The organism is Exiguobacterium acetylicum (assembly GCF_022170825.1).
GTDB classification, from domain to species: Bacteria; Bacillota; Bacilli; order Exiguobacteriales; family Exiguobacteriaceae; genus Exiguobacterium_A; species Exiguobacterium_A acetylicum_B.
In genome coordinates this window covers 1,447,623-1,461,827 of record NZ_CP081878.1, presented here as the reverse complement: position 1 = coordinate 1,461,827, position 14,205 = coordinate 1,447,623, and the positions used below count along the sequence as shown (strand labels likewise).

15 protein-coding genes are annotated in these 14,205 nt (G+C 45.5%); 8 read left to right on the top strand and 7 right to left on the bottom strand.

Annotated elements, in window-relative coordinates:
• The first annotated feature begins 1 nt into the window (after position 1).
• On the top strand, positions 2–376 hold the full coding sequence (locus tag K6T22_RS07500) for a hypothetical protein (RefSeq protein ID WP_238239756.1): 375 nt from the start codon (positions 2–4) through the stop codon (positions 374–376).
• Between the two features lie 221 nt (positions 377–597).
• Positions 598–1,740 (top strand): hypothetical protein, encoded by a 1,143-nt coding sequence (locus tag K6T22_RS07495; protein ID WP_238239755.1) that lies wholly within the window; start codon positions 598–600, stop codon positions 1,738–1,740.
• Here K6T22_RS07495 and K6T22_RS17335 read toward each other — a convergent pair.
• Positions 1,642–2,055 carry an IS3 family transposase gene (locus K6T22_RS17335; RefSeq protein ID WP_425293156.1) on the bottom strand — a complete coding sequence of 138 codons (414 nt, stop codon included), beginning with the start codon at positions 2,053–2,055 and terminating at the stop codon, positions 1,642–1,644. The genes K6T22_RS07495 and K6T22_RS17335 overlap by 99 nt on opposite strands.
• Between K6T22_RS17335 and K6T22_RS07490 the strand changes: the two genes are divergently transcribed.
• The 3 genes from K6T22_RS07490 to K6T22_RS07480 are packed head-to-tail and all read left to right on the top strand — an operon-like array spanning position 1,975 to position 3,661.
• On the top strand, positions 1,975–2,631 hold the full coding sequence (locus K6T22_RS07490) for a low temperature requirement protein A (protein ID WP_238239754.1): 657 nt from the start codon (positions 1,975–1,977) through the stop codon (positions 2,629–2,631). The genes K6T22_RS17335 and K6T22_RS07490 overlap by 81 nt on opposite strands.
• 32 nt (positions 2,632–2,663) lie before the next feature.
• On the top strand, positions 2,664–3,326 hold the full coding sequence (locus K6T22_RS07485) for a type 1 glutamine amidotransferase domain-containing protein (RefSeq protein ID WP_238239753.1): 663 nt from the start codon (positions 2,664–2,666) through the stop codon (positions 3,324–3,326).
• A 53-nt stretch (positions 3,327–3,379) separates the two neighbouring features.
• Positions 3,380–3,661 (top strand): putative quinol monooxygenase, encoded by a 282-nt coding sequence (locus tag K6T22_RS07480; protein WP_238239752.1) that lies wholly within the window; start codon positions 3,380–3,382, stop codon positions 3,659–3,661.
• A gap of 65 nt (positions 3,662–3,726) precedes the next feature.
• On the opposite strand, the gene K6T22_RS07475 is transcribed toward K6T22_RS07480, so the two are convergent.
• The 5 genes from K6T22_RS07475 to K6T22_RS07455 all read right to left on the bottom strand — a co-directional run bounded on the left by K6T22_RS07475 (position 3,727) and on the right by K6T22_RS07455 (position 10,640).
• The gene (locus K6T22_RS07475; RefSeq protein WP_238239751.1) at positions 3,727–6,951 is read right to left on the bottom strand and encodes an FtsX-like permease family protein; all 3,225 of its coding nucleotides are present in this window, start codon (positions 6,949–6,951) and stop codon (positions 3,727–3,729) included.
• Positions 6,952–7,101: 150 nt separating this feature from the next.
• Positions 7,102–7,959, bottom strand: coding sequence for a LysR family transcriptional regulator (locus K6T22_RS07470; RefSeq protein ID WP_238239750.1), 858 nt, complete (start codon positions 7,957–7,959; stop codon positions 7,102–7,104).
• A gap of 96 nt (positions 7,960–8,055) precedes the next feature.
• Positions 8,056–9,288, bottom strand: a complete 1,233-nt coding sequence (locus K6T22_RS07465) for a chloride channel protein (protein WP_238239749.1) — start codon at positions 9,286–9,288, stop codon at positions 8,056–8,058.
• Positions 9,285–9,635, bottom strand: coding sequence for a potassium channel family protein (locus tag K6T22_RS07460; protein WP_238239747.1), 351 nt, complete (start codon positions 9,633–9,635; stop codon positions 9,285–9,287). Before K6T22_RS07460 ends, K6T22_RS07465 begins: the two co-directional genes overlap by 4 nt.
• 21 nt (positions 9,636–9,656) lie before the next feature.
• Positions 9,657–10,640 carry a DUF389 domain-containing protein gene (locus K6T22_RS07455; protein WP_238239746.1) on the bottom strand — a complete coding sequence of 328 codons (984 nt, stop codon included), beginning with the start codon at positions 10,638–10,640 and terminating at the stop codon, positions 9,657–9,659.
• Positions 10,641–10,779: 139 nt separating this feature from the next.
• On the opposite strand from K6T22_RS07455, the gene K6T22_RS07450 reads away from it, so the two are divergent.
• Complete coding sequence (locus K6T22_RS07450) at positions 10,780–11,274, top strand: hypothetical protein (RefSeq protein ID WP_238239745.1); 495 nt, start codon at positions 10,780–10,782, stop codon at positions 11,272–11,274.
• Positions 11,275–11,348: 74 nt separating this feature from the next.
• Here K6T22_RS07450 and K6T22_RS07445 read toward each other — a convergent pair whose 3' ends face one another.
• Positions 11,349–12,380, bottom strand: a complete 1,032-nt coding sequence (locus K6T22_RS07445; RefSeq protein ID WP_238239743.1) for a zinc-binding dehydrogenase — start codon at positions 12,378–12,380, stop codon at positions 11,349–11,351.
• 174 nt (positions 12,381–12,554) lie between these two features.
• On the opposite strand from K6T22_RS07445, the gene K6T22_RS07440 reads away from it, so the two are divergent.
• Both K6T22_RS07440 and K6T22_RS07435 read left to right on the top strand, forming a co-directional pair.
• Positions 12,555–13,628: a peptidyl-alpha-hydroxyglycine alpha-amidating lyase family protein gene (locus K6T22_RS07440; protein ID WP_238239741.1), complete on the top strand. Its 1,074-nt coding sequence runs from the start codon at positions 12,555–12,557 to the stop codon at positions 13,626–13,628.
• A 111-nt stretch (positions 13,629–13,739) separates the two neighbouring features.
• Complete coding sequence (locus K6T22_RS07435; RefSeq protein WP_238239739.1) at positions 13,740–14,177, top strand: hypothetical protein; 438 nt, start codon at positions 13,740–13,742, stop codon at positions 14,175–14,177.
• The last annotated feature ends 28 nt before the right edge of the window (positions 14,178–14,205 follow it).

The following is a 14,205-nucleotide window of genomic DNA, read 5'->3' as shown; positions in this document are numbered from 1 at the left end:
TATGCTAAAACGGTTAACGTTCGTTTGTGTAACCTTATGCGTCGCGATCGTCGCCGTGCTCGTCGCAGCACGCCATTCAACAGGCAATACCATCTCGTTTGAGGAGCCGTTATCGGTCTACATGGCGATTGGACTAATTGTCTTCTTATTCTTACCACCACTCATCCTATCGTTTTTCGAAAACCCTGTACTGAAGATCATCAATGTCATTTACCAATCACTGATCGTCTTTAGCTTCGTCGGCTTAGTTCCGGTTGGCTTCTTGATTCCGAATGGTTCTTCAACGATCATCGTCGCAGTCCTTGGAACGATCGCGAGTCTTGCGAGTGTCATTGTCGCTACGCGGAGTACGACCTTCCAACCTGTCTTAAAGTGAAGAATACATTGGTGTTCTCATGAAAAAACTTAGTAGCTTATTGAGTGAAAAGTTCAAAAATATGATTATAGGTTTCGTAAATGAGAATGTATTGCAAGCTATTGCTGAGCAAGAGATGTTCCTGTTTAGGGGAAAAACTTTGCCATCCTCACACCAATCGAATCTTCTGAGTTTATCGACGCATAATGATTATTATTTCAACATATTAAAGGGGAACTTGTGTGAATAAAATCTGGAATAAAAGTGTCCTTTATTTTGTTATCCCTATTTGTGTTGGGATAGTTACCTTTGCATTTTATTATGGGTATCCATTTAAAAACGTTTCGAGTCAAGATTTAAGAGTTTATCAACTTTTTCTTACTGCTTTGGCTGCAACGGTAGGTATAGGAACAGTTATTAACTCATCTAGATCTGCCGAACTTTCTAGAAAATCAATTGAGATTACTCAAAGTAAAGAGTCTAGAGAACAATCATCGCATCTTGTAACAAGCTCAAAATTAGATTCTTTTAAAATAAGTCCTCCTATGTATAAAGCTGATCATATTTATAGTCCAACTATGCATATAGGGAAAACATTATATGATCTCCTCTACGAACGCCATGATTCACTTGAGTCATTCGAAAAGGCAAAAATAGATTTCAAAAAATCTTTAATGAATATTCAGGATGAGCGCCTAGACGGAGATAGTAAATTAAACATGATTCATCTCTTAAATATTGGTAAGGGTGTTTGTCTAAATATTGAATATGAGTTTAAGTTTGAAAATAAAGAGGAGTTTATAGATTATTCAGTCGTATATGACACCGATAAACAAGGAAAGTATGATGTTGTCGCACCTGCTTTCTACCCTTCATACAATCTGATAGTTGATAATTATAAAAGTCATCTTAAAATTATTACTAAAGATCTCACTCTTTCGTATCTGACTAAGCAAGCCTCAATGGATGATGATGAACAGTATTATTACTCTGTATCGGAAATTATTTTCAGAGAATCTCAACAGAAAACCTATATCCCTTTTCTTCAACCAGGGAAAGATATTTTTCTCCCTGTGCCAAATGAGTTTATGATTCTCTGTAACCACTATTTGATTATGTCTTTATATAAAAAATATGAAGAAGAATCTTCACTTTCAAAATTTATAAAACCAGGAATTAAACATTTAATTGACGGAGTTGCTATATCTCCTGTTGGTCGCGTTCTCATATCTTATATGGATGAGGAAGATGTTCGAGCGATAAACAATGAAGCTAGACGCAAAGAGTCATTGTTTGATGTTCGTATTAAAGATGAGCCTATCTATAAACATGATGAAGATATTTATTTTTATCTTGAATTTACTCCAGCTATAAATAGTCGATAAATACATAAAAAACGCGCCTACTAGACTAGACTGACCTAGCAATATGAGACACATATAAAACACTTTAATTAGGCTGCCAGTACACCGTATTTTTTTCGGTGTCAGGTAGCCTACTTTTTCTTGGATTCGTTCTTCGTTATAGTAATTTAAGTAATTAGTAACGCGTTCAGAGACCTCATGGTCTCTTAGTGAATTAAGCTTGACGTATTGAAACTCCTCAGACTTTAAATTAGAGTGGAACGATTCGGACTCTTTACGATGCTTGTCCTCGGAGAAGGTATCCTTGGCGTGATTGACTTGCTGGCAACAGGAGATGGACTACTGCTACCATTTTTACTATTCCTCTATCTCGTCTGTTGTTTTTGGATCTACTACGACCAAGTCATTTACCGTCTGTATCTTCCGACAGCTTGGCACGTCTATTGGTGGGGGATGTGGAACCTCGGTATCGTATCGTCATTATTGCTCATCCGCAGTGCTTTTCTTGGTTTTGCACAAAATAATCCTGACGCCATCCTGCTCTTTTTCAGCGCGACCCCTGATGTTCATCTGGACGACTGGCGGTATTGGATTGACCGGGCAAAAGGACAGTACTTTCGTACGCATGACGAGACGATTCCTGCAACTCCGTCTCCTGCTGACAATCTTGCTCATCGGTGTTTTTTTCGTCTTCTCCCCTTTCGTATTGCTTCTCATGATGCTTCTATCCTTACTACTAATCCTCCTTCAAGGGATGTATTACTGGACGACACATTTACGTCCGTCGTCCGAAATGTGATCAGCCAGATGATTCATATCATCTGGTTGTTTGTATGTATAAATTTATTTATCGATACACTCGTATTTATTAATTTGTTTTTCGTTACAAGCGGGCGTATTCTAATCACGTAGCCAATCGGCAAACGAAAAAGGAGGAACACATCATGAGTAAACATATCTTAATGGTCGTCACGAACGCAAAGGAAATGAAGGAAGGTCACGCGACTGGACTTTGGTTATCGGAGTTCGCAGAAGCATACATTGAATTCAAGAACGCAGGATACACAGTAACGGTCGCAAGTCCGAACGGTGGCGAATCACCAATCGACGCACGGAGCCTTGAAGACGAAGTGCCAACTGAGATCCAAGCAACCGCTCCACTCTTGAAAGAGACACTTGATTTAAAATTCATCGAGGACTTCTCAACGTTCGATGCAATCTTCATGCCAGGCGGACACGGAACGATGTTCGACTTACCACAAAGTGATGCCTTGAACAACGCCCTTCGCACATTGTTTGAAGCGAACAAAACAGTCGCTGCTGTCTGCCACGGACCAGCTGGACTCGTCAGTGCAACACTTTCAGACGGAACGCCACTCGTCGCTGGAAAAACGATCGCAACGTTCACGGACGAAGAAGAACGCGCGACAGGACTTGATGTCTACATGCCATTCTTGCTCGAGACACGTCTTCGTGAACTCGGTGCAAACATCATCACGGCTGACAACTTCACGGAAAACGTCCAAGTCGATGGAAATCTCGTCACAGGTCAAAATCCACAATCAACGATCGCGGTCGCTAAAGCCGTCATTCATACACTCAACTAATCGAAACGAGAGACCCTTTTTCGCAGGGTCTCTTTTCATGGGAGGTTCTATCGATGATTCAATTGATTGCCCGGATCGAAGCATATCCGAATCAAGGCGAACAGCTCGCATCTATCATTGAAGACGTCATCTTACCATCACGCGCAGAGACTGGTTGCCTGACCTATCAGGCACATCGCGCTATTGATGCTCCGAATGTCTTCTACTTTTACGAACAATGGCGAGATCAAGACGCTTTCGATCAACATGTCGCCTCACCGCATTATCAAGCGTATCGGACGGATAGTTCCAGTCTCGTCGCTGATCGTGCGTTGACATTCTTACATGACGTATGAAAAAAAGAAGCCGATGATTTCCCTCTCACTTGAGGACAATCATCGGCTTCTTTCGTTTATCCTGCTTATTTCAATTTCATTTCGAAGGCATAGGTTTGCGCTGTCCATTCGCCATTTAAAAACAAGACGGCTTTTTTTGCTGTTTCTGGTACATGATAGATCAAGTCGACGCGGGATTCGTATGGTGGCAAATACTTCGACTGCTCGATCCAGGCTTTTGGATTTCGATTAATGACGTCGACCGGGTCATGGGTTCCCGTCTGATCGTTTGTCAACGTGAAATACTGTGGTTCATACGTATAGAAACTGCCTACCACCATCTCGTCTGAATCTTGCATTTCAATCCGTATCATGATTGCTTTTTGCCCAGCAGGAGCTTTCCGGTTCGTCAACGTCCGCGCTTCCTTCACCTCAAGATCGTTGTACCGTTTGACGTTCGCATCTCCCGGATACGTCTGGAAGCTTGCCTTTTTTAAGACGGCTGCGAGTATTTTATTGCTTTCTTTGACCGATGCCTTTCCAGGAAAGTCTCGCTCTTTTTGTGTCTGTTGATCGTCAATCTTCGTTCCCGTCGTCTGGATCACTTTTGTCGGTTTTGCTACTGGGTTAGTCGGAGCAGGTTGTGTCTTCGCAACAGCAAAGAATCCGAGGATCAAGATGCTTGCGACCAAACCACCTCCAATTGCCCCAAGCGCAATCTTGAAACGTTTTTCCGTTGCTTTACTATTGACGACAGTTTGGTTGATGGCAGCACTCGGTGTAATTCGGACGGCACGGGCTGCCGGTAAGAGCGCACCGACGATACCTGTTGCGAGTGGAATCAGTAAAGTCAGACAAAGAAAACCAATGTCTGCTGTCGGGAACGTATGATACGTCTGCCAAATCAAGACGAGTGCAACGGCGAGACCAATCAATCCAGCTAGTAATCCTGTCAATCCTCCCTCAATCAAGACGAGTAAGCGAATCCAGTGATCGTGCCACCCCGTGACTTTCAAGACGGCAAGTTGACTTTTCCGTTCATTGACGTTTTGCCAGAGGATTTCCGTCGTCGTCAAAATCGCAATCAACAAGGCGACGCTCATTGCGATGTAATGCATCGTTCCGACTTCAAGGGCAACGAATTCACCGAGCCATGTCGCATACAAGACACCTTTCAGGCGGAACGTGACGAATAGGAAGAACATGAACAGACTTGTCGGTAATGCAATCGCGATGATCGATAAGACCGTCCGTTGCCAATACGTCAGCAATTGATTCAGACTCATGCCAAGCACACCTGTCGAACGGACGAACCGTCGCCCAGTTGTCACTTCCCCGGCTCGCATCGTCTCGTACGGTCGGATGCGCCGAATCAAAGCCATCGGGACGAGCGTACCACCCCAGTAGATCAAAAGACCGGCAAGACCGATTAAAAGAATCCGTTCGAAACTCGTTCCACCATTACCGATTAATGAAAATCCGCCGAGAATCAACCAGGCGATCAACGTGACGAGTGTTCCGAGTAATGTCGCCTCGAGCAAGAGTAATCTCGAAAGTTGACGAGGTCGCCAACCAAGCGACAGTAAGATCGCGAACTCTTTTTTCCGTGCATAGAGTAAGATGATGTTTGAACTGAAGACATAGACGATAGCGACTGCGATGACACTAGCGATAACACCGCCCATTCCAACTTTCGTCTCTTCAAAAATCGAGATGGAAGAGCCAAGCTTGATCCATGGTTGTTGAACCCAACCGAGTGCTTTTTTTCCGTCCAGTCCTGGTAAGTAGGTTAAGGCCAGTTGTGGAGACGATCCGAGTGTGACGTCAGTGATCAGACCCGTCTTGTCCTCGATTTCTCGCGCGACTGCTTGTAGTTTCGCTTCGCTTTGCTCGTTCAACATCTCGACACCCTTGACGTGAATCCGGATCGCGGAAATCGCTTTATCCCCCCGAATCGCAAACGCAGCATCAAGCGTCGTCAAGACCGATGGTGGTTTCGTCAGGAAATCAAAGGCATCGTCCATCGCTTCGACGTCGCGGGGCGGATTAATGGGTTGTTCTTTTGCATCCATCACCCACTGCGCCTTTGCCGGGAAGTACGTCTCCATCGGCAATTCAGTTAACGGATCTTTAGATAGGTTCAGTTTTTTAGCGTTGAAGACGCCGATATAGTTCATGTCTAGCTTGATCCAATCATCACTCGTCTGTCCGACCGGATTCGGTTTCCGGTACATCGCTCGTTTTGCCAGCAACGAATCCGCTTCGACCCGTTGTGGTTCGACTTGATATGTATACGGCCAGCGGTTCCCAAACGGACTTTTAAGTGGTTGATAACTGACAGGTGACGGCTTTTGACTGATCCAGTTGAACTCGCTTGCATTGTTCGACTTATGTGTCCCGTTTAAGATATCCGTGACGAGTTTCTTTCGAATTTGTTGACTTGTAATCGTGTATGTTTTGGGGTTCTCCGTCTTTAATGTCTTGAGGAATTGTTTTCCGCCTTTTTGTTCAATCATATTGACTGTTGCATTCATTGAATCATCTTGTAGCGGTAGGACAACATCTTCATAGGTATACGATATTTTGACGGTTGAATATTCCTGCTCGTTCAAGAGGACCGGAATTTGTATGGCACCGTCTCCCCGTTTCGTAATGGTTGTGTTCGGATCAAAATAACGACTGTGCGCAGTCGCATGGACCGCGTCCTTCAGTCCGACGAGTTTAGCTTCTGCCTCCGGATCCACTCCGGCAATCATCTCGTATGTACCTTGCTCATATAACGGCACTTTTCCAACGCTTAACGGGGAAAGACCCGTTTTTGTAGCATCTTCCAACGGCTCCCAACCAGCGCCTAAATAATGATCCGTGGTATATTGCTCGATTTTCAGACCAGTATCTTGTTGACTGTTGATGCGCAACCGATAGATCCCTTGTTCTTTGAATGTATGTGTACCAATCGGAGTACCGACATTTATGCCACCAATCATTGCAATGGGTGCCGCGACTTCAACATCGGTCATCTGTTTGATCGTCTCATATTGTTTGAGAGTGATGCCGCCATCAAGCCCACTCATGTAGTTCGGCTCGAGTAACTTCAAATCTTCCGTCACACTCCGGCTGTTCGGCGGACGAACGACGATATCGTAAGAAGAGTGCCAGCGCTGTTGTAGTGCGTCGACGACTGTTCCTTTGTTCGCTTGAGAGGTACCAATGAGGTAACTCAGTCCCGTACTGACAATCAATACACCGACGAGTAACAGAATAAAGCGTTCTTTGTTTCGCCACCATGCGTTCCAAATGAACTTCAGCATATACTGCCTCCTTGTAGGACTCAAAAAGAACCATCCTTGATTTGGATAAAATATGTTATATTTACAATTTATCACATACAAAATTATCGGAATAGTCTTTCTTTTGGAACAGAAAAATATCCTATTCATATGAAATGAACAGGATAACGGTTAAGATTGCAAGGCAACAATCGTCTGTTGTAAAACCGGATCATGGCGTGAATCCGTTCGATAGGCGACATATAATTGGTTCGTCGCAAATCGTTCCGGCGCAATCCGCTGTACTCGACCAGCGCTGACCGCTGCCTCGACGAGATAGTCTGGTAGAACACTAATGCCATGCCCCACCTCGATTGCTTTTAGAATCGCATCGACGTTCGGTAAAATCATCTCCGGTCGGATCCCTGGTCGTTCTCCGAATTGCGTCTGATAGTAACGACGAATGATTGGTAATTCGAGCCCATAGCTAATCCAGCGCTGTCGGTCCATCCATTCCTTAAGATCCACTTCCGGAGTGTCGTAGCCAATCGGCGCAATCAAATGAAAGCGTTCGTCGGCGATCGGGACGTACTGGACACCCGGTTCATCGATTCGTTTCGTCGCGATGATGAAATCGAGTTCATTCGCAAGCAGGCGTTGCAACAGTGGAACCGTCAAGTCGAAGATGGCCGTAAACTGCGCGACGTCAAGCGGCAATTTCGGCACGATCCCATGCGTGACGAATTCTGTCGGTCCCCCGAACTTTAAGAGCGGACGAGATTGTTCCCCTGCTTCGTATTTCATCTCTAGCGATAATGCCTCGAGTCGATCAATCAATCCGACGACCTGTGTATAGAGTTCTTTTCCAGCATCCGTCGGAATCATTTGCCGGGGCGCACGGATGAATAAGGACGTCTCAAGCTCTGCCTCGAGCGCCGCGATATGCTGACTGACCGCCGGTTGTGTTAAAAAACGAATTCGTGCAGCTGCCGAGACAGAACGTTGTTGGTACACGTGAATGAAACTCCGATACCATTCAAAATCAATCATGTCTTCTTCTCCTTTACTGTCATCTCCTGATAAGTATAAAAAGACAGTAGACATAAGACAAATAATGATTTAGTTAGTTTGCCATAACAATATTTATCAAACGATTGAAAAGGGAAGATATTTTCCGTAGCGACTCATCAACTGATGAATACCTAGAGATAATAGGACGATAAGTGGAAAGAACTGAAGTGGAAATAAAAATAATAATAAAGTAGCCGTCACTAAAGGTTGGCGCAAGACGACGGTACAACTTGCGGTGACGACAATCGTGATGATGAGACCCGGCATGAACGGACTGAGTGAACTGAGACAAAACGCGATGACGGTACTCGAAAAAATCAACGGAAAGATCTTTCCGCCTCTCCAGCCACAGGAAAAACATAAATGGGTCAATAAGCCTTTTCCGATGGCAAGGAGAAACAATGCCCCGATCGACCAGGAAGAGGCTTCTTTTGAAAACTCCAGAATCTCGTGTTCACCTGAAAATAACAGGTACGGTGATATCAGCGAAGCGAGACCAATCGCAAGACCTGCAATTAATGCTAATCTGACAGGATGCGTAACAGTGGAAGCGACCTTATCCGTCCATCGTTCCAGCAGTATAAATAAGAGTCCAAAGACGATTCCGACCCCTACTGCAGGCACTATGAACCAAATGACGCCCATGTTCCAGGCGATAGACGGTATTTTAATCGAAAACACCTGTGTATGCGGAAACAGATGCATGATGCCGCGAAAGCACACGAGGGCAATCAGCGTACAGATGCCATAATAGACGATTTTTTGGACTTTCTCCCATTTGGAAGGGTTCTTCTGAATCGGTTCCTCTTCGATTGCTTCCGACACACTGACAAACGGTGCATGAAAAATCGTCGATATCATTGCGGCATACCCTGTCTGCAAAAACGTTAGCCGTTGCGGCTCCGTCATACGCAAGCGGTCACCGATCCAAGTCACCATTCCGCCAAGGATGCTGATCAACGCCGCTTCCGGTCCGAGACTCGCCCCGCAGGTCAGCACGATCCATGCCGCTCCCGCATTTTTCCACAGTGCTCCCCTGTAGGGAACACGTCCCTCATTTTTAAATGTTGCCACTGTCTCGTGCATCGTCTTCGGATAATCGCCGATATACTTTTGCACCAAACCGATCCCAAGTCCCCCTAGTAATCCAATCCATACTCCATGATACGGTAGATCAACCACATCAGGTAACACGTGCCAGACGACATGAATCGATCCATTAATGCCATTTAAGAAGAGTGCCGCAGTTATCCCGACGATTGCTCCAAGTAGCAGACAATGGATGAGATGTGTCAGGTGGGACTTCATTTCCGCTCCTCCTTGTTCTTCTTATCCCGGTGATATTGTTTTAACGCCATATTGAAGTTAACGATGACCGCACTGAGGACACCGACACCCAGCATGACATAAACGATCGAAAATAATTTTCCGAACGCCGTTTGCGGAACAAGGTCTCCATACCCGACCGTCGCAAGCGTCATGACGGAAAAATAGAATGCATCGAGAATACTAAATTTTTCGACATTATGATAAAAGACTGTTCCAATTAAGAAAAGGGCACCAACCATGATCATCAATGCTTTTTGTTCTTCTTGCTTGAACAAGATACGGATGACATGAAAAAAATTACGGATCAGGATAAAAAACGCGAGCATCGTGTTTCCCCCTTTGTGCCGTCATCGTTGGGTTTGATCGGTAAACAGTTTTTCCAATTGCTCCCGATCCAGTTGATTCAAGTCTGGGATTTGGATGACTGTCAACTTGACGTTCGCCAGACCGTAATCGTCTAATGACTCGCTTAACTGTTCTCGCTCACGTGCATCATATCGCATACCTAATGTCGTGACTGTTAAGCTCCGCCGCTCTTCATCATAACGATGCTCAATCACGAACGTGTCTCGGAATTCCTCATCGACATACCGCTCGAGATTCGTTTGGAACAGACTTTCCTGACTTAAGACGTACGCTGTATAAAGGCTCGGAATACTGATCAGACAGGCGAAGGCAATCAACGAACGATTAATCCGGCGAGAGGACTGGATTTGCAGACTGTTGTCAGACCGTAGAAGCCATTTCACACCTAAAAACGTCGCAATCAAAATAAAGCTACAGTTAATCAAAAATAAATAACTGGCCCCTAGTGCATAGGCTAGATTCTGATTCGCGATCGCGTATCCGATCGTGCAGACAGGAGGCATCAAGGCAGTGGCGATCGCAACGCCGGGAACGATGTTGTTCGCACCTTTCTTCCGTAGACCAATCCATCCGGCAAGCCCTCCGGCAAATGCAATCAGAACATCCCAAATCGTCGGGAACGTACGCGCGATCAGTTCGTCACTTGCTGCCGTCAGCGGAGAAAACGAGAAATAGATCGTCGATGTCACGAGGCTGATCGTCAACTGAACGATCAAGAGACGCAATGCTTTTTTAAACAAGGGGATATCTGATAGCCCAAGTGCGATGCCGAGTCCAAGAATCGGATTCATGAGCGGGGAAATCAGCATCGCGCCGATGATGACAGGAATCGAGTTCAGATTTAATCCGATGGAAGCAATGAAAATCGCACACATGAGGATGACAGCGTTACTTGAGCGAATCGTCAGTTCCTGATCGATTTTATTCCTCGTTTCCTGCAAATCATAGACCGATGCCACCATCATGGTTCCACCTTCCCCCTCATCATTGAAAAACTAGTTCAAGACAAAGTCATATATTTCTTTTACCCATTTTCTAGTATGTTTGACTTCAACTACGATGATATAATGGAGCAATCTTATACGGATGAAAGGTATAACAGTCATGCAAAAATTTCGCGGTAAACGCCGTTATTTTAAAAATCTCGAACATGAATTCAAAAATTATTCTTCCCCAGCCTATATATCTACCGATGAGTGGTTCAATGACTGGCATGCACACCCTGACTTTTGTGGACATGGCAACATGAGCCTTCGCCTTCGTAAAGCACACCTTCGAATTGCGCAGACTGCCTTGCAGGATATGCGACAAAAACTACAGGAAAACCAGATGGAGCACCAGATTTACATGACGATTGCACTCGAGGATGCTTCGCAAGACGCATTACATGTCCACACGCAAAATCTAGTCGGAACACCGTTTCCACTTGAACGGATTCAGTCGCTTCCACTTTCAACAGATGTTCCAGAATGGATTACGGAACTCTTTCCGATACAGGAGTATACGATCCATCAGACGGGAGAGACATTCACTGACTATACGGAAGACGAACCTGTCACATCGATCGTCACGCTCTATCATATTTTCCCTAACACGTAATCGATGAATTGAAACGCCAACGAGCTATCCTTTCCTTAAGAGGAAGAGGATAGCTCGTTTTGTTCTTTTTTCTCTTATGGAATCAAGACGACCTTGCCGAACTTCCCGGCTTGTTTGAAATAGGCTTGCGCTTCACGTGCTTCAGCAAGCGGGAACGTCCGGTCGATGACAGGCTGAATCGTTTTTGTTCGAACTGCCTCGAGTAACTTCTCATAATCATGGCGATTGCCAAGGACTGATCCTTGCAAACGAATATGCTTCAGATAAAGCGTCCGGAAATCAAGCGACGTCACCTGTCCACCGGATGAACCAGAAATGCAATATGTTCCGCCGCGTTTCAACAGATCAAGTCCTTGTTTGAACACGGCATCCCCGACGACATCGAGAATCGCATCGACCGGACCGATTGTTTCCGTCACTTGCTGATCCCAGTTCGGATCACGGTAGGAGACGACCACTTCTGCTCCGAGTGCTTGCAGTTGCTCCTTCAGCTTAAGATCACCAACGAGCGCAATAACTCGAGCACCGAAGACACGCTTCGCAATCTGGACGTTGAGTGAGCCGACACCCCCACTCGCTCCTGTTACGAGTACCGTTTGTCCTTTTTGTAAATCCAATTGTTCGACCATGTGCCACGCCGTCAATCCACTGACCGAAAAGACGGCACTATCCGTATAGGATTCAAGCGGCATGTCGTAACAAAGTTCGAGTGGCCAACAGACATACTCCGCATACCCTCCGTCATATTCGGAACCGATGAACGACAAGTCCTCGGCGCTCTGTTCGTCTTCGATTTCTCCACTCGCTGTAAACGGGAACAAGACTACGTCACGTCCGATTTCCGATTCTGCGACACCGTCTCCGACCGCAACGATTCGTCCACTGATATCTGAACCAGGAATCCGTGGGAATTGCACCCCTTCTGCTTTCCAGCCCGACTCGTTCTCCGCACCATATGCCCCTTCGCGCATCCAGATTTCCGTATTGTTTAAGGCACATGCTTTGATTTCAATTAGTACTTCACCTTGTTTCGGTTGTGGTGTCTCTTGATCGATATAGGCGAGCTGATCGAGCCCACCATGCCCTGTGACCGTGACTGCTTTCATGCTTTTGCCTCACTTTCTTTTCTTATAAATATATGATGTCTCTCTTCTTTACCCATTCAATCTTATTTTAATATCCTGCTTCCGTTACTTCGTGACTCCTGCGCTAGCCTGATACGTGTTCATTTAATATCTAGATATAATACGTATACGAAATTATGTATGGAGGAATGATTCATGAAAAAACGATTTATTCTAATAGGGACGTTAGCGACCATCACCGTACTCGGTCTTGTCTGGTTTAGAGGCGGTTCGGATCCGGTCATGAAAGAGAACTATCAACCAATCCCGAAAGATACGACATACAGTGGACAGATCACATGGCCGCTGGAAACAAGCGATCGTTCGATTGCCGGTGAAGCAAGTGGCGTCGCCGTCGCTCCAAACGGTGACGTCTACTATTTACATCGAGGAAGTAACGCTTACGGGGATGACACACTGATCAAAGAACCAACATTGATCGTACTTGACGGGAAAACGAAACAAGTGAAGAAACGACTCGGTGCCAGTCTATTCAAGTCACCGCATGGTCTTGAAGTTGATAATCAAAACAACATCTGGATCACCGACATCAGCTTGAATCAAGTGTTCAAGCTTGATCCGTCCGGGAAAGTCTTGCAGACGTTCGGTAACACGTATGGTCCGTTCACGGAAGTCGGTCTACGCATTCGAAACGTCTTACCGAGCATCCCACTGCAACTAGATGAAAAAACGTTTGCCCGTCCGACAGACATCACCGTCTTCAAGGACGGCTCGTTCGCCGTGTCTGACGGGTACCGGAACAGTCGCATCGTCATATTCGATCAAAAAGGAAACGTCAAATGGGAAGTCAATGAACTCGGTACAAAAGACGGACAGTTCAATCTGCCACATGGGATCAGTAGTGACGATGAGATGAATCTCTACGTGGCGGACAGGAACAACGCCCGGGTTCAAGTCTTTGATCGAACTGGCAAACACATTGACACATGGTCATCTAAGGAACTCGGTCGCCCGTACGGGATCGAAGTCGGTGCGAACGGAAAAGTCTACGTCGCTGATGGCGGAAACTATTTAAACGGACAAAAAAAGAACGCGCAAAGCCAAATCGTCATCTTGAACAAACAAGGGAAAATCGAGAGACGATTCGGTGCGTGGGGGAAGGAAGCGGGACAACTCCGGATCGCACATGATATCGCGGTCAGTGCGGACGGAACGATCTATATCGCGGAATTGTTGAATGAACGATTGCAACGGTTTTCTGAAAAATGATAACAAACGAAATCTCGAAATTTAAGAAATGAATATCCTTTCTTTCGAAAGACTACTCCGTGTGCTTTATTTTATTTTGGTAAAATAAAGCAAATACCGAGGAGGTGTCCCATGAAACGTGTTTTAATGTTAGCAATCCTACTTATATTGGTCGTGTGCATCATCGTCTTCGAACCGTTCCGTGGCGCGCCACCAAATCCTGAAGTCGAGGCACAAGGAAAGGATGTCCCGACCGTTCAAGGTTCTTTTTGTTGGGATAGCTTACTCCGCAGCCAATGTGTCGATAAAACATATCGCAATGGGCTTGACATGGTCAAAAAACAAACGCCGGTCAATGTCTCTGCCGGAGAGTCCGTCCGTGTCGAATTATCTGGAAATCCAGAACAAGTTGAGCTAATACAGTGGAACGATCAAAAAAAGGAGTCTCGCATCTCCTTAAATAATGACCAGTTCAAAGCACCGATGGAACCGGGCGTCTATGCCTATGAATTGCAATCTCGTTGGAAAAAAGGAGACGGTCAGTTTGGCTTTGCGCTGAAAGTCGAGTAAATACAAGAGCCTCCTTGACGCATCAGTC

What these genes read in the sequence shown, in the direction of transcription:
- K6T22_RS07500 (WP_238239756.1), top strand. Translation starts at nt 2, where the DNA reads ATGCTAAAACGGTTAACGTTCGTTTGTGTAACCTTATGCGTCGCGATC.
- K6T22_RS07485 (WP_238239753.1), top strand. Translation starts at nt 2,664, where the DNA reads ATGAGTAAACATATCTTAATGGTCGTCACGAACGCAAAGGAAATGAAG.
- K6T22_RS07480 (WP_238239752.1), top strand. Translation starts at nt 3,380, where the DNA reads ATGATTCAATTGATTGCCCGGATCGAAGCATATCCGAATCAAGGCGAA.
- K6T22_RS07475 (WP_238239751.1), bottom strand. Translation starts at nt 6,951, where the DNA reads ATGCTGAAGTTCATTTGGAACGCATGGTGGCGAAACAAAGAACGCTTT.
- K6T22_RS07470 (WP_238239750.1), bottom strand. Translation starts at nt 7,959, where the DNA reads ATGATTGATTTTGAATGGTATCGGAGTTTCATTCACGTGTACCAACAA.
- K6T22_RS07465 (WP_238239749.1), bottom strand. Translation starts at nt 9,288, where the DNA reads ATGAAGTCCCACCTGACACATCTCATCCATTGTCTGCTACTTGGAGCA.
- K6T22_RS07460 (WP_238239747.1), bottom strand. Translation starts at nt 9,635, where the DNA reads ATGCTCGCGTTTTTTATCCTGATCCGTAATTTTTTTCATGTCATCCGT.
- K6T22_RS07455 (WP_238239746.1), bottom strand. Translation starts at nt 10,640, where the DNA reads ATGATGGTGGCATCGGTCTATGATTTGCAGGAAACGAGGAATAAAATC.
- K6T22_RS07450 (WP_238239745.1), top strand. Translation starts at nt 10,780, where the DNA reads ATGCAAAAATTTCGCGGTAAACGCCGTTATTTTAAAAATCTCGAACAT.
- K6T22_RS07445 (WP_238239743.1), bottom strand. Translation starts at nt 12,380, where the DNA reads ATGAAAGCAGTCACGGTCACAGGGCATGGTGGGCTCGATCAGCTCGCC.
- K6T22_RS07440 (WP_238239741.1), top strand. Translation starts at nt 12,555, where the DNA reads ATGAAAAAACGATTTATTCTAATAGGGACGTTAGCGACCATCACCGTA.
- K6T22_RS07435 (WP_238239739.1), top strand. Translation starts at nt 13,740, where the DNA reads ATGAAACGTGTTTTAATGTTAGCAATCCTACTTATATTGGTCGTGTGC.